Raw genomic sequence first — 19,283 nt, 5'->3', positions numbered from 1 at the left:
GCCCGATAAAGTTTATTTAAAATAAATGAAAAAAAGGCGAACTTTCGTTCGCCTTAATGTGGCGGAGTGGACGGGACTCGAACCCGCGACCCCCGGCGTGACAGGCCGGTATTCTAACCAACTGAACTACCACTCCAATAACTAAGCAGCTGGTGGGTGCTGAGGGGTTCGAACCCCCGACATTCGCCTTGTAAGGGCGACGCTCTACCAGCTGAGCTAAGCACCCAATAAAGAAATCATTTTACAGCATTCTTCAGGGATTTACCAGTTTTAATACTATTGCAGTTGATAGAAAAACCCTGCAATGGCTTTATATCAAGGGTTTTCACCGTGGTCAAGAAATTTAATATGTATACAGCAGCAATAATTTTTAAAAAACCCGTGCATACTCCATCAATGCTTAATCACAGTAGCACGATTTTCATCCGCCACCAAGATGGGATTGACTACTGGAGCAGCCTCTGGTAACGGTTCTGGCTTGCGCTCCAATGCCATTTCCAACACCTGCTCGATCCATTTAACCGGATGAATATCAAGTTTATTTTTTACGTTATCGGGAATCTCAACAAGATCCTTAGTATTTTCTTCCGGAATTAGGACAACTTTTATGCCACCACGCTGAGCCGCCAGCAACTTCTCTTTTAATCCACCAATCGGAAGCACCTCGCCGCGCAACGTAATTTCCCCGGTCATCGCCACATCAGCACGCACCGGGATGCCAGTCAACGCCGAGACTATCGACGTACAAATGCCTACACCAGCGCTCGGCCCATCTTTGGGTGTAGCACCTTCAGGTAAGTGGATATGTAAATCAGTTTTTTGATAAAAATCATCAGGGATACCCAAGCTACGGGCGCGGCTACGCACTACACTAAGCGCAGCCTGGATCGACTCTTTCATAACCTCGCCCAACTTACCAGTGGGGGTAATATTACCTTTGCCCGGCAATACCGCAGTTTCAATGGTTAGCAGCTCACCGCCAACTTCTGTCCATGCCAATCCGGTTACTTGTCCAACCTGATTATGTTTCTCTGCGATTCCATAGCTATAGCGCCGCACTCCAAGATATTTGTCAAGGTTACGAGCATTCACCGTTACCTTGCTATCACGCCCTTTGAGCAACAATGCTTTTACCACTTTACGGCAAATCTTGGAAAGCTCACGATCCAACCCCCGCACCCCTGCTTCGCGGGTGTAATAACGCAATATGTCACGAATTGCACTTTCTGAGATACCAATTTCTTCAAGCTTCAACCCATTATTTTTAAGTGCTTTTGGAATTAAATAATGCATCGCAATATTTACTTTTTCATCTTCCGTATAACTTGATACGTGGATAATTTCCATGCGATCCAAAAGCGGGGCAGGGATATTCATGGTATTTGCGGTTGCAACAAACATTACATCAGACAAGTCATATTCAACCTCGACATAATGATCAACAAAAGTATGGTTCTGTTCTGGATCGAGCACCTCTAGCAGCGCCGACGACGGGTCACCACGAAAATCCATACCCATCTTGTCTACTTCATCGAGTAGGAACAACGGGTTTTTCACGCCGACCTTGGCCATGTTCTGCAAAATTTTGCCAGGCATAGAGCCAATATAAGTGCGGCGATGACCACGAATTTCTGACTCATCGCGCACCCCACCTAGCGACATGCGAATAAATTTACGGCCCGTAGCCCGTGCAATAGACTGACCCAGCGAAGTCTTACCAACACCCGGCGGCCCGACCAAACACAGGATAGGCGCTTTCATCTTGTCGACGCGTTGCTGCACCGCAAGATATTCCACGATACGTTCCTTTACCTTCTCCAATCCATAATGATCCGCTTCCAAAATTCCTTCAGCGGATTTCAAGTCATTGTTAATCTTTGTTTTCTTTTTCCATGGCAAACCCACCAACACGTCGATATAGTTACGCACCACAGTCGCCTCGGCAGACATGGGGGACATTAAGCGCAATTTTTTCATTTCGGCTTCAGCCTTGGCACGCGCTTCCTTAGGCAAGTGCGCAGCCTTTATTTTCTTTGCCAACTCCTCGAAATCTGCACCATCTTCACCTTCGCCCAACTCCTTCTGTATCGCTTTTACTTGTTCATTCAAGTAATACTCGCGTTGACTCTTTTCCATCTGCCGTTTGACGCGTCCACGAATGCGTTTTTCTACTTGCAGAATGTCGAGCTCGGCTTCCAGTAGGCCCAGCAAATGGTCCAGGCGCTTTCGAACATCAAAAATTTCCAATATCTCCTGCTTTTGCTCCAGTTTAAGTGGCAAATGTGCTGCTATGGTATCCGCTAGTCGCCCGGAATCATCTATGCCGGCCAAAGACGTTAGTGTTTCTGGCGGAATCCTCTTATTTAGTTTAACATATTGATCAAATTGATTAATTAAGGCGCGACGCATAGCTTCTGCCTCATTACCCAAGTTATCATCAACAGGAACTGGGTCAATATCCGCATCGAAATGGCTTTTTTCATCCAGCACTCGCAATATTTTTGCACGTTGTGTACCTTCCACAAGAACCTTGACGGTACCGTCAGGCAACTTGAGCATCTGCAAAATATTAGCAATGCTACCAACGCGATACAAATCTTCCGCGGCAGGCTCATCTTTAGCGGCAGTTTTTTGCGCCACCAACACAATGCTCTTACCCGCTTCCATAGCAGACTCCAGCGCCTTGATTGATTTAGCGCGTCCAACAAACAATGGAATTACCATATGTGGAAACACCACTACATCGCGTAAAGGAAGTAATGGAAAAAAACTGGAAACAAGTACATTAGTATCATGCTCAGTCATGGCAGGAAACTCCTCTGTGGATTAACTTGATAATTAGATGGGGGCGCAGCGAAATAATTCAAGTCAAGATACAAATCACCGCGCATCAACTTAATTTAGGATGCCGCTATAAATAACTAAGCTGCTCTGGATGTATCCGCGTATATCACAATCGGTTTAATTTCGCCATTTGTGCTGTTTACATCCAGCACCACCTTGCTCACATTCTCCATCGAAGGCAGATCATACATAATGTCGAGTAAAGAATGTTCCAGAATGGAGCGCAAGCCACGCGCACCCGTCTTACGTTCCAGCGCTTTCTTGGCAATAGCCTGCAATACACCCTCGTGGAACTCCATTTCCACGCCTTCCATCGCGAACAATTTATGATATTGTTTGGTCAAGGCATTTTTTGGTTCGGTCAAAATTTGAATTAGTGCCGCCTCATCCAGTTCCTCCAGTGTAGCAACCACTGGCAGACGTCCCACAAATTCGGGGATCAAACCAAACTTGATCAAGTCTTCCGGCTCCACATTACGCAGCACTGCGCCTACACTCTTCTTGTCACCGCGCTTGGCGAGGCTTGCGCCAAAACCAATACCGGCTTTCTCTGAGCGATTGAGTATGACCTTCTCCATGCCATCGAACGCTCCACCGCATATAAAAAGGATGTTGGTGGTATCCACCTGCAAGAATTCTGTATTTGGATGTTTGCGACCACCCTGTGGCGGCACAGACGCCTTAGTACCCTCGATTAACTTGAGTAGCGCCTGTTGCACCCCTTCGCCAGAAACGTCACGAGTGATAGAAGGATTGTCTGATTTGCGAGAAATCTTATCAATTTCGTCGATATAAATGATACCGCGCTGCGCGCGCTCCACGTCATAGTCGCACGCTTGCAATAGCTTCAAAATTATATTCTCGACATCCTCCCCGACATACCCCGCTTCAGTCAGCGTAGTAGCGTCGGCCATCACAAACGGTACGTCAAGCAGACGCGCCAAGGTTTGCGCCAACAAGGTTTTTCCAGAGCCAGTCGGGCCGAGCAGTAAAATATTGCTCTTGGCCAGCTCCACCCCATCCTTGTTTGTGCTTTTCAGGCGTTTATAATGGTTATACACTGCCACAGACAAAATTTTCTTGGCATGTTCCTGACCGATTACATATTCGTCGAGGCGCGCACGAATTTCATGCGGTACAAGCAGGTCAGCCTTGTCCGTCTTGCCGGACACAACACTATTAACTTCTTCACGAATAATGTCATTGCAAAGCTCGACACATTCGTCGCATACGAATACAGAAGGCCCCGCTATCAGTTTGCGAACTTCATGCTGGCTCTTGCCGCAAAACGAACAGTACAATAATTTGTCGCCCTTGCTTTTATCCAGCACCATTCATATCCCCTGTTTTGTTTATCGCCACCATTTATTATCTATCGATTAAGCCTATGCAGTTGTTTAAGCGCGCTTATCCAGCACTTTATCTACCAAGCCATAATTGACTGCTTCAGTCGCATTTAAGAATTTATCGCGCTCGCTATCACGGGCAATTTCCTCGACATCGCGACCTGTGTGCTGCGCCATCAGGGCATACAAGCGCTCACGCAGGCTCAGAATATATCTGGCGTGAATCTCTATATCCGTTGCCTGCCCCTGAAATCCTCCCAACGGCTGATGGATCATTACAGAAGAATTAGGCAGAACAAATCGCTTTCCCTTTGCACCGGCTTGCAACAAAAAAGCGCCCATAGATGCCGCCATACCGATGCACAACGTAGAAACATCTGGCTTTATGAATTGCATAGTGTCATAAATCGCCATGCCTGCCGAAATAGAGCCGCCAGGAGAATTGATATAGAGATGAATCTCCTTATCTGGATTTTCAGACTCAAGGAACAACAATTGTGCTACCACCAAGTTAGCGGTCATATCATTGATGTTGCCAACCAAAAATATCACGCGTTCCTTGAGCAGACGTGAATAAATGTCGTATGCACGTTCTCCACGCCCGCTGGTTTCTATCACCATCGGAATCATCCCGATGTTCTGCGGGTCCTCATTATTTTGAGGTGTTTCGCTATACATCACGCGGCATTCTCCATCAATTCGTTGAATTCCATCAGCTTCTCTGTCACCTTGACAGCATCCGTCACCCAAACCACCACGTTGTCCTCGAGCACCAAGTTTTCTGCGTCTTGCAAGCGTGTCGGATCGTTATAGTGCCACTGCACCACTTCTTCTGGGTTGTCATAACTTTGTGCATAATCCTGAACTAGCGCCTTAATCTGCTCAGGTTTAGCGTGCAAATCATATTTCTCGACCAGTTCCGTCAAGATCAGACTCAACTTGACACGCTTTTGCGCGCGTTCAGTAAACAGTTCAAGTGGTAACGATTCTTCACCCTTCGGCAATTCTATTCTGCGCTTTTTCATATCGCGCATAGCTTGTTGCATCAAGCTCTGCGCTTCAGCATCCAATAGTGCCTTGGGTATCTCCAGTTGAGTAACTTTCAGCAAGGTAGCCATTGCGCTGTCTTTGTTACGCAACATTAAGCGACGCTTGATTTCTCGCTCTAAATTATCGCGGATTTCAGTCTTTAGCTTATTCACATCTCCATCTTCTATACCAAGTAACTTGGCAAATTTAGCGTCAATCTCTGGCAAATGCTGCTCTTCCACCTTGTGCAAGGTAATCGTAAAAGATGCTGGCTTACCAGCCACTTTCTCAGCCTGATAGTCTGGAGGAAAAGTCATGTCGAAAGATTTTGTTTCTCCAGCCTTCATGCCGATGATGGCATTTTCAAAATCCGGTAATAAACGCCCAGCACCCAGCAACACAGCTAAATTCCTAGCCTCACCACCTTCAAATATTCTGCCTTCCAGTAATCCACTAAAATCAATATGCACTCTGTCTCCATTTTGCGCCGCACGATCAACTACTTCGAATGTCGCGTGTTGCTTACGCAGAGTAGCAATCGTGGTATCAACATCGGCATCGCTCAAGTTATAAACCACTTGCTCCATGCTTTCAGCGCTAATATCACCCAACATGACTTCAGGGTAAACCTCAAAAGTCGCACTATATTCGATCCACAAGGCATCCGGGTCAGTGGTTTTGACCTCAAAAGTTGGATAACCAACCACTTTCAACTGGTTCTCCTGCGCTTCTTTGGCAAAGGAACGCCGCAAAGCATCTTGCAGCACTTCCTGCTGAATTTGCGCACCGTGTTTTTGTTCCAAAATCTTGAACGGCACCTTGCCCGGCCTGAAGCCAGGCACCTCAGCGGTACGTGCCAGATTCTTCAGGCGTGCTTCCATTTCACTGCTCACCAGTTGCAGAGGGATGGATGCATTAAGGCGGCGCTCCAACCCGCTCATGATTTCTATACTCGACATGCTAACTTTCCTTAGGTTAATAAGTGAATTCTTCAGTTGGTGCGAAAGGAGAGACTCGAACTCTCACGCCTTGCGGCGCTGGAACCTAAATCCAGTGCGTCTACCAATTCCGCCACTTTCGCCCAGTTCAATAACACAGTTATTGTAACATACCATAAGTAGGAAGGCGGTAGGCGTAGATGGGAAATGTCAGCCGATTTTTTAAGTTGATGCGCCCATATGATGGGCCATGCAGCATCTTTTAAAATACTTCAGGCAATTACAAGACGCGATGAGTTCTGCAATCAAATCTAGGTACGCCGGGTGCAATTCGGCCGCCATCTAAAAATTTCAAACATTCATACTCACTATCTTTGCTCTCACTGCCGCCTCATAATAATCAAGCTGTGCAAGCATTGAAATAGCGGAAGTGCCCGATCCGCCTAGACGTCCAACCGTGTAGTCGTCCTCGTTGAAATTCGATCAGCGCGAAACATCGAATCATATGTGGATCGTGCGCTTATCCACCGCCAGAGCCGCTTCATGCATCACTTCGGCCAATGACGGATGTGCATGAACTGTACGCGCCAAATCTTCACTACTGGCCGAGAACGCCATCGCCAGCACTGCCTGCTGAATGAGCTCAGATGCCATCGGGCCTATTATATGCACACCAAGAATACGATCCGTATTGGCATCGGCTATGATTTTAATAAATCCCGTCGTATCACCCAAGGCACGGGCACGTCCATTAGCAAGAAAGGGGAACTGCCCAGCCTTGTAAGCGACACCCGCTGCCTTCAGCTGCTGTTCAGTCTTACCCACCCAAGCGATTTCCGGGGCGGTATACATTACATTCGGCACCAAATTCAAGTCGCAGCACCCCATCTCCCCGGCGATCAATTCCGCCACCATCACGCCCTCCTCCGACGCCTTGTGCGCCAGCATCGGGCCGCGCACCACATCACCCACCGCATACACATGTGGCAGGCTGGTACGGCAATGGTCATCCACTTCAATGCGCCCTGCAGCGTCCAGCTTGAGCCCGACCGCTTCTGCATTCAGACCTTGAGTATTTGGCACACGCCCTACTGCAACGATCAACTTGTCCGCGACCAATTCCTGCGCGGCCCCCTGCATATCGCGCCAATTAATTTTTACAGACTCAGCAGACTGAGTGACACCATCAATCTGTGCGCCCAAGTGGATAGCCTGCTTCTGCTTGGTAAAAGCGCGCAACGCTTCTTTCGCCACTTGCTCATCGGCGGCGGGAAGGAACACGGGCGAGGCTTCCAGTAGCGTCACCTCAGCCCCCAACCTGCGCCACACACTTCCAAGTTCCAGTCCAATGACCCCTGCGCCGATGATAGCGAGGCGCTTGGGCGTCTCGCTAAAACTCAAAGCGCCTACATTGTCCACAACCTGCATCCCATCCAGCGGAGCTTGCTGCAAAATGCGCGATGTCGAACCAGTGGCAACGATAATGTGCTTCGCCCTCACTTCCTCTCCATCCGTAATTCCGACACGCCAGACATCGCCATCCCGACCGAGAAGTTGAGCCCTGCCGTGCAGCGAGTCCACTTTGTTTTTCTTGAATAACTGACTAATGCCCAGTGTGAAATCGGAGACGATCTTATTCTTGCGCGCCACCATCTTCTGCACATCCACACTCGCATTTTCGGCACATATACCGTGCGCAGCAAAATCATGCGTCAGACGCTCGAAGTTTTCCGAAGACTCCAGCAAAGCTTTGGATGGAATACAGCCCACATTAAGACAAGTTCCACCTAAACTGGGCTTGCCTTGTGTGCCTTTCCAATCGTCGACGCAGACTGTAGTCAGCCCTAATTGAGCACAACGTATCGCCGCCACATAACCTCCAGGGCCGGCACCGATAACTACAACATCAAATGATTTCGACATAATGAAATCCTTTTATTAAGCTCTGAACCGGTAAGAAACATTTCATTCCGGCCGGGATCGGCAGAAGCGCAATTACAAATCCAGCAGCACTCGTCCAGGATATTCCAACGCCTCTTTAATAGCGGCGAGAAATAATACGGCATCACGCCCATCAACGATGCGGTGATCATATGACAGCGCGAGGTAGTTCATCGGACGAATGACGACTTGACCATTTTCAGCCACTGGTCTATCTTTGGTGGCGTGGATACCGAGGATGGCGCTCTGCGGCGGATTAATAATAGGGGTAGAGAGCATGGATCCGAACACGCCGCCGTTGGAAATGGAGAAGGTACCGCCAGTCAATTCTTCCAGCGTAATCTTGCCGTCCTTGGCACGTGCACCGAAGTCAATGATTTGTCTTTCGATGTCGGCTAGCGAAAGTTTGTCAGCATCGCGAATAATAGGCACCACCAAGCCGCGCTCGCTGCCGATTGCCACGCCGATGTCGTAATAGCCATGGTAGATGATATCCGTGCCATCCACCGACGCGTTCACCACCGGGAATTTATGCAACGCAAGCAACGTGGCCTTGATGAAAAACGACATGAAACCGAGCTTTACGCCATGTTTCTTTTCAAAAGCATCCTTATAGTGATTGCGCAACTCAATTACTGGCAGCATATTCACTTCATTAAAGGTAGTAAGAATTGCAGCATTCTGTTGCGATTGCAGCAAGCGTTCGGCGATACGCTGACGAATGCGAGTCATCGGCACGCGCTGTTCCACACGCCCCCCCGCTGTGGGTTGCGGAACCGCGGTGGCTGGCACAGCCGCTTTTTCCTGCATCGCAATCAGCACATCTTCCTTGATGACACGCCCGCCCCGTCCGCTACCGCTAATCGCAGCAGTGTCAATTTTATTTTCTGCCGCGATCTTCTGCGCCGCAGGCATCACGGCAGCTTGCTCCTTGGCCGTCACATCTGGTTGCGCAGCTCTGCTAGCTTCAGGTTTGGCATCGGTATCCAGTAGGGCAATCACCTCATTGCTGGTCACCTTGTCACCATTCTGCTTTAGAATTTTGGTCAGCACTCCGGATTTGATTGCGGGCAACTCTAAAACCACCTTGTCGGTCTCAATGTCGACCAGATTCTCACCTTCAACCACAGCTTCACCAGGGTGCTTGTGCCAAGATACAAGAGTGGCTTCGGAAACTGATTCGGAAAGCTGCGGCACTTTCACTTCAATTTGCATGATGTCTTGCTCCTGATTTAATGTCTAGATCGCAGCGAAATGCAGCGTCTATCACCGCCTTCTGTTGTTCATTATGCACTGCCAAATATCCTGCTGCGGGCGATGCCGAGGAAGATCGCAACGCATAAGCGAGCCTCATACCGTCACGCAGATGGCGCAGCAGATAGTGCTGAATGCGATGCCACGCGCCCTGATTGCCCGGCTCTTCTTGACACCACAGCAATTCCGTCGCATTTGGATAATTAGCAATCTGTGCCTCGAAAGCATCATGCGGAAAAGGATAAAGTTGTTCCAGCCGTATAATCGCCACCTTTTCCAGAGACAAGGACTTCGGCGAGGTATTTTGAATGCCGCGTTCGCGTCGCGCGGCCTTAAGCTCATAATAAATTTTTCCGCTACACACGATAATACGCTGCACCTTGGCAGCTTCCAGCGCATCCACTTCTCCAATCACTGGCTGAAACGTACCCTGAGCCAAGTCATTCAGCGGCGAAGATGCCTCCTTGCTGCGCAACATGCTTTTGGGCGTAAACACAATAAGGGGCTTGCGTATCGGGCGTAACATCTGGCGGCGCAGCAAATGGAACATCTGAGCTGGAGTGGAAGGAATACACACTTGAATATTGTAATCTGCACACAGTTGTAAATAGCGCTCAATGCGCCCAGACGAATGTTCCGGCCCCTGCCCTTCGTAGCCATGGGGCAAAAACATCACCAGCCCGCACATGCGTCCCCACTTGGCCTCCCCCGACGAAATGAATTGATCGATTACCACCTGCGCACCATTAGCGAAATCGCCGAACTGCGCCTCCCATATAACCAGCGAATTGGGTTCAGCGCTAGCATAACCATACTCAAATGCCAGCACCGCCTCTTCCGAAAGAATGGAATCAATCACAATGAAATCGGCCTGATTCGGCGCAATATTTTGCAAGGGAATGTGATAGCCCTTGTCCCACTGCACACGGTTTTGGTCGTGCAGCACGGCATGACGATGGAAAAAGGTGCCGCGCGCGCTGTCTTCCCCAGACAAACGAACCGGAATATCCTCAGCTACCAAGCTGGCATAGGCCAGGTTTTCTGCCATGCCCCAATCCAAAGCCAGTTCGCCATTACCCATGGCGCGGCGGTCGGTGATAATTTTTTCCACGCGCGAATGGAGCTTGAAATCCGTCGGCACTTCCGTCAGCCGCTGGGCCAATTTTTGCAACTGTTCGTGCGGAATGGCAGTACTCACCGCTACGTCCCAAGGCACACCACTCCTGAATTTAGACCAGTTTACTGCGTATTCCTTATTAAAATCAGTTAGCACTGGTTGAATCGGATTGATGCCCTCATCCATCGCGCGACGATAGGCCGCAATCATCGCCTCCGGCTCCCCTTCCGCCACCACGTTTTGTTCTAGCAGGCGTTTAGCATACAACGCACGTGTGCCCGGATGCTGGTTAATATAACGGTACATGAACGGCTGCGTAACCAGCGGCTCATCCTGCTCGTTATGACCCAGCTTGCGGAAACATACCATATCAATCACCACGTCCCTCTTGAAGGTCATGCGGTAATCCAGTGCAATTTCGGCAATTAACAATACCGCTTCAGGATCATCCCCATTCACATGAAAAATCGGTGCTTCTATCATCTTCGCTACATCGGTACAGTGCAAAGAAGATCGGGCATCACGTTTGTCCGAAGTAGTAAAACCGATCTGGTTGTTAATAATGATATGCACTGTACCGCCCGTCTGATAGCCGCGCGTTTGGGACAAGCTGAACGTTTCCATGATCACGCCTTGTCCAGCGAAAGCCGCATCGCCATGCAGTATTACCGGCATTACCTCTCGCCCTTCCTTGTCGCCGCGACGATGCTGGCGTGCGCGCACCGAGCCTTCTACCACCGGATTAACGATTTCAAGGTGTGAGGGATTAAACGCCAAAGCCAAGTGCATCGCTCCGCCCGGCGTAGGAATGTCCGAGGAAAAACCTTGGTGATATTTCACATCGCCGGAAGTCAGCTGTTCACTGTGCTTACCTTCAAACTCAGCGAATAGATCACGCGGCAGCTTGCCTAGCGTGTTCACTACCACATTCAAGCGCCCACGATGCGCCATGCCGATAACTGTCTCGCGAACTCCCTGCGTGCCTGCACGTTGCAATAAATGTTCGAGCATCGGAATAAGCGATTCGCTGCCCTCCAGCGAAAAACGCTTCTGGCCGACATATTTGGTGTGCAGATAGCGCTCCAACGTTTCGGCAGCAGTCAGCCGCTCCAGGATACGATGCTGCATATCAGCGCTGTAATTTGGCTGGCCGCGCACGCTCTCCAGACGATTTTGGATCCAGCGCTTCTGCACGACATCATTGATGTACATATACTCTGCACCTATGCTGCTGCAATAGGTCTGGCGCACCAGCTGCAGAATTTCCCGCAGCATCAAGCGTGGCGCCCCCACCAGAGAGCCTGTCTCGAATGTGATATCCATGTCCGCCTCAGTGAGACCGTGAAAGGCTGGATCCAATTCGGGCACTTCAGGCTTGAGATGCCGGTTAAGCGGATCGAGGCTGGCGCGGCGCACCCCGAGGAAACGATGGGCATTGATAAGTTGCAGTACTGCCACCTGCTTGCGCGCCATATCAGCATCTTGCATTGCGCCTTGTGCACCAGTTAACGGCAAGGCAGCAAAAGCACGCACTACCGGGCTATGCGGAAAGTCTTGCAGCACCGCGCTCGGCATGTTTTGCAGGGCATCGAAGTAGGCACGCCACTCATCCGAAACCAAATCGGGCTCGCTCAAATACGCCTCATACAGACCTTCAATGTACGGCGCATTGGCACCAAACAACATAGAGTTGCCTAGCATGGTTTGCATTACCGACGTCATGTATTATTACCCATCTGTTTATGTCGCCATGTCTTTGCGCTTCATTGCTTCATCAAACTTCCGCACTTGGATGTCAAATATATTCAATATGATATGACGCCAAAGCGCATGAACATCCTCCAGCCTATATTTCCATGTGTGCGTTTTTGCGATCCGACTTTAGCGCTGGGCAAGCGGTATAAAATCCCGCTGCGTCGCACCCTGATATAACTGACGTGGACGACCAATCTTACGCTCGCTGTCAGCAATCATTTCATTCCACTGCGACACCCAACCTATGGTGCGTGCCACGGCAAAAATTACTGTGAACATATTGCTAGGGATACCCAACGCGCGCAGCACGATTCCGGAATAAAAGTCCACGTTGGGATAAAGCTTGCGCTCTATGAAGTATTCGTCCCGCAGCGCAATCTGCTCCAGTTCCAACGCCATTAAGAATAGAGGGTCATTCTCCAGCTTCAGCTCATTAAGCACCTCGTAACAAGTAGCGCGCATCACCTTTGCGCGCGGATCCATGTTTTTGTATACCCGGTGACCAAAGCCCATCAGACGGTATTTTTTGTCCTTCACACCCTTCATGAAATCCGCCACGCGCGACACATCACCTATCTCTTCCAGCATCTTCAGCACTGCCTCATTCGCACCGCCGTGCGCTGGCCCCCAAAGTGCTGCAATGCCTGAGGACACGCAAGCAAATGGATTTGCCCCACTGGAACCGGCCAGCCTTACGGTCGAAGTCGAGGCGTTCTGTTCGTGATCAGCGTGCAGAATCAAAATACGCTCCAGTGCACGCACCAGCTTCTGGTTCGGCACATAATCTTCTGCCGGTGTTGCGAACATCATGTACATGAAGTTTTCCACGTAGCTGAATTCATTCTTCGGGAACATGAACGGAAAACCGGTGTAGTACTTGTAGGTCATTGCGGCGATGGTCGGCACCTTGGACAGCAGGCGTAACGCCGATATTTCGCGATGTTCCGGGTTATTAATGTCGAGCGAATCATGATAGAAAGCCGACAGCGCGCCCACCACCCCAACCATTACCGCCATCGGATGGGCGTCGCGGCGGAAGCCGTTAAAAAAACGTGCAAGCTGATCATGCACCATGGTGTGCTGCGTAACCCTTCCCTTGAACTCGCTTTTCTGTATCGCATTCGGTAACTCACCATGCAGGAGCAAGTAGCACACCTCTAGAAAGTCCGACTTTTCCGCCAGTTGTTCGATGGGATAACCGCGGTAATACAGCAACCCGGCATCGCCATCAATAAAAGTGATACTGGAAGAACAACTGGCGGTGGAAACGAAAGCAGGATCGTAAGTAAACATGCCGAGCTTGCCCAATCCGCGGATGTCGATCACATCAGGACCCAGAGTGCCGGACAGTATCGGCAACTCAATACTACGGCCATCATCCAGCATCAGTGTTGCAACGCGTTTTTCTTTCATTACGCCTCCTGTTTTTACATCTTGATGTCGCAGCAGATCACGCTGCTAAAGTTCAAACTGCCTGAAGCAATTCTAGCACCGCACACCGTTCACTTTGCAGCGGCGAAGGCCGCGTGTTAGTAATCATATCCCAGAGTGTCGGGTCGGGCATATCCAGCAACCTATCAAATTCAGCCTGCTGCGCCTTATTCAAACTTGCATAATGCTGCTCGATGAATCGGCCCAGCACGATGTCAAGTTCCAACAGACCGCGTCGACAGCGCCAGCGCACTCGTTCCAGCTCTTTCATACCGTACGCTTCACCATCAGAGCTTTAATTTTTCCTATGGCAGCCGTGGGATTCAAACCTTTGGGACATACATCCACACAATTCATAATAGTGTGGCATCGAAACAGCCGGTATGGATCTTCCAGATTATCCAGCCGCTCGCTCGTTGCCTGATCGCGGCTATCGACGATAAAACGATAGGCTTGCAGTAATCCGGCAGGACCTACAAACTTATCCGGATTCCACCAAAATGACGGGCAAGCAGTAGTGCAACAGGCGCACAAGATGCATTCATACAAACCATCCAACTCGGCGCGCTGCGCTGGCGACTGTAAACGCTCGGTTTCCGGAGGCGGATCGTTATTTATCAAATAAGGCTTGATCGAATGGTACTGCTTGAAAAACTGCGTCATGTCCACGATCAGATCACGTATCACTGGCAGGCCGGGCAGCGGGCGCAATTCAATTGGTTGTTTCAAACTGGACAGCTGCGTGATGCAAGCCAAGCCATTGCGCCCATTAATATTCATGGCATCCGAGCCGCACACTCCTTCGCGACAAGATTTGCGCAAGCTCAGGCTGTCATCTTGCTCCCTGATAAGAAGCAGCGCATCCAGCAACATCATATCGCCCGCTTCTATGTCCAGCTCATAATTGCGCATATATGGCTGCTCGTCGGTTTCGGGGTTATACCGGTAAATTTTGAACTTCATGGTTTCATTCCTCTGCTAATCGCTTCGAACCATCTGCCTTACACCATTCCCGCATCTTGACTAACCATCCGCCTCAAGATAATTACAAGTTCACCGCCTATTTTTGAATTCGCCCATAGCAACGCCGGCACGCTTCATTTTTTCTGAATTATATTGAATGCTTCAGTCACTGGCCGCGTTGCAGATAGTCGTCTTGTGTATGACTGCCCAGCTCACTTTTCGCGCAATGGCGGAAACCATGGCGGCCTACGCCACTTCGATGAGATGGGTCGAGCTCCAGTGTTCTCTCCAACCCGACAAGGTTATCCACCGATTATTTGTTTGATTTAATGGCAGAGCATGCTTTACGTTAAAGCCAGCACTTTCAAAATCGTAATCATTTCCTGATACCTGTTTTTCCAACTTACACAGCGAGAAGCAGTAGAGCTAATTTTTTTAGCAGAAAAAGCGCTACGGAATTCATCATTACTAGGATAAACAAATTGCATAGCCTCCAATACAGCTGCCGCAGTGCAGATATCGCCGCTAGAAATTTTTTGTGCCACCGAATAATAAATACTCTCTTGTTTGTTCGTCGGCTGGCTGCCAATTACGATATAACGAAATGAAATCGTTATACAACTGCGTAACACACGCTCAAAATCACTAGCGGAGAACATTCGATGAGCGGCTAAAAGCAATGGAAAAGGCTGGCGCACTCTGAGCAAATGCAAGTCCCGGAAATGCTCCTTGAGATCAACAGGACATTGTGATGATTCCACCTGGGTAAGCGCCAGATAGGTATTCATATCCTCTTCCATACCCCGCAGCAGCTCGAAGACTTCTTCACGGCTCGTCACTCTGGAGCGTATGGTTTTGAAAAGTTCGGACTGCCTGACAAAGGCATGGCGGCTAATCCAGTAGACCAGCAAAAAATCGGGGAAGTTCTCGCTACCCAAGCAGATAACCATTGCTTCCCAGCGGTCCTCCAGCGCTTTCATTTCATGCAGATGATCCTTATCGCCATACAGGACAGAAAAAAGATGGTTTTTCAGCAAATCTGTTGAGGATAGACGTATGCCGCGCGCATTGAGCGTTTCAAATACTTTATAGGCATTGAGCTCATCAGTAACACTAATAACAGTAAAAAATAGCCTGTCACTGATTGATTCCACAAGACTTGCCAACGTTACTCCCTCATCCCCGCCAGCAATTTTTGTATATTCACTCATTTTGGTCGCAAACCATTCAAGTGCTTTGCACAGTCTGCGCTCAGATTCCTTACAACCACTCTGAAATAAATGGTCCAGCGGGATCAAATAATTTTGAAAATAGACATCATTATTACGATTGAGCGTGAGCTTGGTTCGCGGCACCAACGTTACAGGATCAAGATAAGCAATATAGGTTTGACGAATTTGATCCATTCGTTGCTGATTATTTTCCGGATTGTTTTTCTCTGCGATCAATTGCGTTAAATTCTTGAGCGCCGCTAAGATAATCAGCATGAGGGTCGTCAAGCGCTGCTGACCTTCAATCACGTCGAATGTCCTGTTATCTTTCGATTGCAACACAAGGTAGCCCATATAGTGCGCCGGTTCGCCATCAGCCTGAATCACCTCCATGATGTCTGCCCACAAATCTCCCCATTCATTTTCCGTCCAGCTGTAGTCCGGCTGAAAATGAGGTATACGGTAACTCAAGCCGTTACTGATCAACTTGCGATAAGTATTATTTTCCGTCTTAAAATTGGCTGCCGACACGCTTCTATCTCCTGATCAGTACACCCGCGCCTTAAGCGGAAATGATTCCACAGTCAACGGCTTCAGCCGAACCGGCTTGTAATCCAGTTTTTGCCCTTCACTGAAATATAGTGAATGCTTCAGCCAATGGTCATCGTCGCGTTGCGGAAAGTCATCGCGCGCGTGACCGCCACGACTTTCTTGCCTCGCTGCAGCTGAAACCATGGTGGCTTGCGCTACTTCGATGAGATTGTCGAGTTCCAATGCCTCCACACATGCAGTATTAAACACCTTGCTCTGATCATTAATCATGGTATTTTTAACGCGCTCGGCCACTTTACGGATCATTTCCACGCCTTCAGTCAACAGTTCAGGGAACCGGAATACACCGCAATGGTTTTGCATCACGCGCCGCATCTCTGCCCCCACTTCGGCCACACTCTCACCATTTTTTTGTGATCTAAGCCTTGCAAGACGCGCCAGCGGACGATCAGCGGCATCGTGCGGCAATGGTTTTGGATGCGGGTTACGCTGCAAGTCCTCGATAATCTGCCTCGCCACCTCACGCCCGAAAACCAGCAAATCCAGCAATGAATTACAGCCCAGCCGGTTAGCGCCATGCACCGACACGCAAGCGCATTCGCCCACCGCATAAAACCCCTGCACCACTTCTTCCGGCCCTGTTTTGTAAGGGGCGACCACTTGACCATGATAATTGGTGGGAATGCCACCCATCATATAATGCGCAGTGGGCACCACCGGAATGGGGTTCAGGGCCGGATCAACATGCGCGAACTTTAGGGAAATCTCGCGGATACCGGGCAGGCGCTGGCGGATGACATCATCGCCGATGTGATCAACCTTCAATAAAACATGATCGCCATGTTTACCGCAACCGCGCCCTTCCTTGATCTCAGTAGCGATGGCGCGTGACACCACGTCGCGGCTGGCGAGGTCTTGGGCGTTTGGCGCATAGCGCAACATAAAGCGCTCACCGTCCTTGTTGATAAGATAGCCGCCCTCGCCGCGTACACCTTCGGAAATCAGCACGCCCGCGCCGTACACGCCAGTAGGATGAAACTGGAAAAATTCCATATCTTCCAGCGGAATACCGGCACGAGCTGCCATGCCCAAGCCATCGCCGGTATTAATGTAAGCATTGGTGCTAGCCTGAAAAATGCGCGCCGCACCCCCGGTAGCAAACAGCGTGGCGCGTGCCTGCAAAATCATCACTTCACTGGTTTCAATTTCCATCGCCACCACGCCAAGCACATCGCCATCTTCGTCGCGAATCAAATCCAGAGCCATCCACTCCACGAAAAAAATGGTATTGGTCTGCATATTTTTTTGATACAACGTATGCAACAAGGCATGGCCAGTTCGATCAGCAGCGGCACAGGCGCGCTGCACCGGGGTCTTGCCATAGTCTTGCATGTGGCCGCCGAATGAGCGCTGATAAATTTTTCCATTTTCCAAACGATCGAATGGCATGCCGAAGTGTTCCAGTTCGTACACCACTTCCGGCGCGGCGCGACACATGAATTCAATGGCATCTTGATCGCCCAGATAATCCGAACCTTTCACCGTGTCGTACATGTGCCAATGCCAATTGTCCTCGCTGATGTTGCCCAATGATGCCGCAATACCACCTTGTGCCGCTACCGTGTGCGAGCGTGTGGGAAAAACCTTGGATAATACCGCCACCTTCAAGCCCGCCTCAGACAATGCCAAAGCCGCGCGCATCCCCGCGCCACCCGCCCCCACGATTACAACGTCAAATGTGCGTTTCGCCACTGCCATCACATTCCCCACAAAATTTGTACTGCCCAAATCGAATACAGCAGCAGCGCCATTATCACCAATACATATATAACAAGGCGTGTTCTTGCCGACTTGACATAATCCATGACAATATCACGCACGCCAATCCATGCGTGGTAGAAAACAGCAAACAGAAACAGCAACGAGAACGAGCGCATCACCAAGTTCGAAAACAACCCCGTCCAAGTGTTGTAATCGAGACCGATCCAGGCATTGCTTTCAAAACGGGAATGCAGCACCACATAGCCCGCAATAAACAGCGTATAAGCCACCATCAGAACAGCGGTAACACGCTGCACCAGCCAATCCCGCAATCCATAATGCGCGCCGGTTACGATGCGATCTACCATAGCCACGCTCCAATAAGCAAGGTCAAACCCAAGCTCACAAACAACACCCACTTGCTGCTGGCACGTGCCTGCGCCAGCCCTACGCCGATATGCATGTCAATCGCGAGATAGCGTATTCCGGCGCAAAGGTGGTGTAAAAAAGCCCACAACAGGCTGATTAGAATTAATTTACTTAAGGGATGTCGCAGTACCGCGACCAATTGAGTATAAGTTTCGATAGAAAACAGGCTGTACTGCAGCATCCTCAGAAACAGCGGCAAGGCCAAAAATAGCAACAATCCGCTAACACGATGCAGAATAGAAACAAAACCCGGCAAGGGCAGTTTGATCAAGCGCAAGTCAAGATGTACAGGACGATTTTTATTCATTGGCGCACACGAAGTGGAGTAATAAACCAACGTTTGCTATTTTACACCTGATGAGTAATTAATTATAAATCAGAAATATAAACGACAAATGGATACCTGAAATAAGGAGCGGGTAAGTGCGCTATTGTCGGCGATGGATTGCCCCGTTGATCGTTCCGAATTCCCCCCTCCAAATATCGTACATAGTCGTCCACTTCTGCCAAGCATTCAATTGATAACTTTGAGAAGGAAAAGATTGCAGCCATACATCCGAATTTTTCGGTGAGGCTAGGCGGTTAGGAGTGCGTCGAGATGGTGGGGAAATATGCACATCTATCCAGCGAACACCTGACCGAATACGTGGATTGCCTGTCCAGCTTGAAATTAGTTGGCAACGATCCGGGGGAAGTAGTTACGATTGGGCTA

At 49.6% G+C, this 19,283-nt stretch carries 14 protein-coding genes and 3 tRNA genes; all 17 read right to left on the bottom strand.

The annotated features are described in order from the left end of the window. Positions 1-59: 59 nt before the first annotated feature. Positions 60-136: transfer RNA gene (locus tag MJ768_RS10720), tRNA-Asp, on the bottom strand. A 14-nt stretch (positions 137-150) separates the two neighbouring features. Beyond that, a tRNA-Val gene (locus tag MJ768_RS10715) sits at positions 151-226 on the bottom strand. Between the two features lie 167 nt (positions 227-393). Further along, positions 394-2,805 carry an endopeptidase La gene (lon, locus tag MJ768_RS10710; RefSeq protein WP_239291737.1) on the bottom strand — a complete coding sequence of 804 codons (2,412 nt, stop codon included), beginning with the start codon at positions 2,803-2,805 and terminating at the stop codon, positions 394-396. A gap of 116 nt (positions 2,806-2,921) precedes the next feature. After that, positions 2,922-4,178 (bottom strand): ATP-dependent Clp protease ATP-binding subunit ClpX, encoded by a 1,257-nt coding sequence (gene clpX / locus MJ768_RS10705; RefSeq protein WP_239291735.1) that lies wholly within the window; start codon positions 4,176-4,178, stop codon positions 2,922-2,924. Between the two features lie 63 nt (positions 4,179-4,241). Then, on the bottom strand, positions 4,242-4,868 hold the full coding sequence (clpP, locus tag MJ768_RS10700) for an ATP-dependent Clp endopeptidase proteolytic subunit ClpP (protein WP_256449856.1): 627 nt from the start codon (positions 4,866-4,868) through the stop codon (positions 4,242-4,244). Then, positions 4,868-6,178 carry a trigger factor gene (gene tig, locus MJ768_RS10695; protein WP_239291733.1) on the bottom strand — a complete coding sequence of 437 codons (1,311 nt, stop codon included), beginning with the start codon at positions 6,176-6,178 and terminating at the stop codon, positions 4,868-4,870. Before tig ends, clpP begins: the two co-directional genes overlap by 1 nt. A gap of 37 nt (positions 6,179-6,215) precedes the next feature. Next, positions 6,216-6,300, bottom strand: a tRNA-Leu gene (locus MJ768_RS10690). A 358-nt stretch (positions 6,301-6,658) separates the two neighbouring features. Beyond that, a complete protein-coding gene (gene lpdA / locus MJ768_RS10685) occupies positions 6,659-8,080 on the bottom strand; it encodes a dihydrolipoyl dehydrogenase (protein WP_239291723.1) in 1,422 nt (473 codons plus the stop codon). Between the two features lie 72 nt (positions 8,081-8,152). After that, a complete protein-coding gene (gene odhB / locus MJ768_RS10680) occupies positions 8,153-9,313 on the bottom strand; it encodes a 2-oxoglutarate dehydrogenase complex dihydrolipoyllysine-residue succinyltransferase (protein ID WP_239291721.1) in 1,161 nt (386 codons plus the stop codon). Next, entirely contained in the window at positions 9,303-12,179 is a 2,877-nt protein-coding gene (locus tag MJ768_RS10675) for a 2-oxoglutarate dehydrogenase E1 component (RefSeq protein ID WP_239291719.1), read from the bottom strand. Before MJ768_RS10675 ends, odhB begins: the two co-directional genes overlap by 11 nt. Positions 12,180-12,350: 171 nt before the next feature. Then, positions 12,351-13,637 carry a citrate synthase gene (gltA, locus tag MJ768_RS10670; RefSeq protein ID WP_239291717.1) on the bottom strand — a complete coding sequence of 429 codons (1,287 nt, stop codon included), beginning with the start codon at positions 13,635-13,637 and terminating at the stop codon, positions 12,351-12,353. Between the two features lie 52 nt (positions 13,638-13,689). Continuing rightward, complete coding sequence (locus tag MJ768_RS10665; protein ID WP_239291715.1) at positions 13,690-13,926, bottom strand: FAD assembly factor SdhE; 237 nt, start codon at positions 13,924-13,926, stop codon at positions 13,690-13,692. After that, complete coding sequence (locus tag MJ768_RS10660; protein WP_239291713.1) at positions 13,923-14,618, bottom strand: succinate dehydrogenase iron-sulfur subunit; 696 nt, start codon at positions 14,616-14,618, stop codon at positions 13,923-13,925. Before MJ768_RS10660 ends, MJ768_RS10665 begins: the two co-directional genes overlap by 4 nt. Before the next feature lie 344 nt (positions 14,619-14,962). Further along, a complete protein-coding gene (locus tag MJ768_RS10655; protein ID WP_239291711.1) occupies positions 14,963-16,360 on the bottom strand; it encodes a DUF262 domain-containing protein in 1,398 nt (465 codons plus the stop codon). A gap of 15 nt (positions 16,361-16,375) precedes the next feature. Further along, positions 16,376-18,139: a succinate dehydrogenase flavoprotein subunit gene (gene sdhA / locus MJ768_RS10650; RefSeq protein ID WP_239291709.1), complete on the bottom strand. Its 1,764-nt coding sequence runs from the start codon at positions 18,137-18,139 to the stop codon at positions 16,376-16,378. Further along, positions 18,139-18,510: a succinate dehydrogenase, hydrophobic membrane anchor protein gene (gene sdhD, locus MJ768_RS10645; RefSeq protein WP_239291707.1), complete on the bottom strand. Its 372-nt coding sequence runs from the start codon at positions 18,508-18,510 to the stop codon at positions 18,139-18,141. Before sdhD ends, sdhA begins: the two co-directional genes overlap by 1 nt. Next, positions 18,504-18,878, bottom strand: a complete 375-nt coding sequence (gene sdhC / locus MJ768_RS10640) for a succinate dehydrogenase, cytochrome b556 subunit (protein WP_239291698.1) — start codon at positions 18,876-18,878, stop codon at positions 18,504-18,506. Before sdhC ends, sdhD begins: the two co-directional genes overlap by 7 nt. Positions 18,879-19,283 lie beyond the last annotated feature (405 nt).

The sequence above is a fragment of the Candidatus Nitrotoga sp. 1052 genome (assembly GCF_927312905.1).
In the GTDB taxonomy this organism is placed as follows: domain Bacteria; phylum Pseudomonadota; class Gammaproteobacteria; order Burkholderiales; family Gallionellaceae; genus Nitrotoga.
This window is presented reverse-complemented; position numbering and strand designations above follow the sequence as displayed.

Coding starts and splice junctions, on each gene's coding strand:
- lon (WP_239291737.1), bottom strand. CDS start 2,805: ATGACTGAGCATGATACTAATGTACTTGTTTCCAGTTTTTTTCCATTA.
- clpX (WP_239291735.1), bottom strand. CDS start 4,178: ATGGTGCTGGATAAAAGCAAGGGCGACAAATTATTGTACTGTTCGTTT.
- clpP (WP_256449856.1), bottom strand. CDS start 4,868: ATGTATAGCGAAACACCTCAAAATAATGAGGACCCGCAGAACATCGGG.
- tig (WP_239291733.1), bottom strand. CDS start 6,178: ATGTCGAGTATAGAAATCATGAGCGGGTTGGAGCGCCGCCTTAATGCA.
- lpdA (WP_239291723.1), bottom strand. CDS start 8,080: ATGTCGAAATCATTTGATGTTGTAGTTATCGGTGCCGGCCCTGGAGGT.
- odhB (WP_239291721.1), bottom strand. CDS start 9,313: ATGCAAATTGAAGTGAAAGTGCCGCAGCTTTCCGAATCAGTTTCCGAA.
- MJ768_RS10675 (WP_239291719.1), bottom strand. CDS start 12,179: ATGCAAACCATGCTAGGCAACTCTATGTTGTTTGGTGCCAATGCGCCG.
- gltA (WP_239291717.1), bottom strand. CDS start 13,637: ATGAAAGAAAAACGCGTTGCAACACTGATGCTGGATGATGGCCGTAGT.
- MJ768_RS10665 (WP_239291715.1), bottom strand. CDS start 13,926: ATGAAAGAGCTGGAACGAGTGCGCTGGCGCTGTCGACGCGGTCTGTTG.
- MJ768_RS10660 (WP_239291713.1), bottom strand. CDS start 14,618: ATGAAGTTCAAAATTTACCGGTATAACCCCGAAACCGACGAGCAGCCA.
- sdhA (WP_239291709.1), bottom strand. CDS start 18,139: ATGGCAGTGGCGAAACGCACATTTGACGTTGTAATCGTGGGGGCGGGT.
- sdhD (WP_239291707.1), bottom strand. CDS start 18,510: ATGGTAGATCGCATCGTAACCGGCGCGCATTATGGATTGCGGGATTGG.
- sdhC (WP_239291698.1), bottom strand. CDS start 18,878: ATGAATAAAAATCGTCCTGTACATCTTGACTTGCGCTTGATCAAACTG.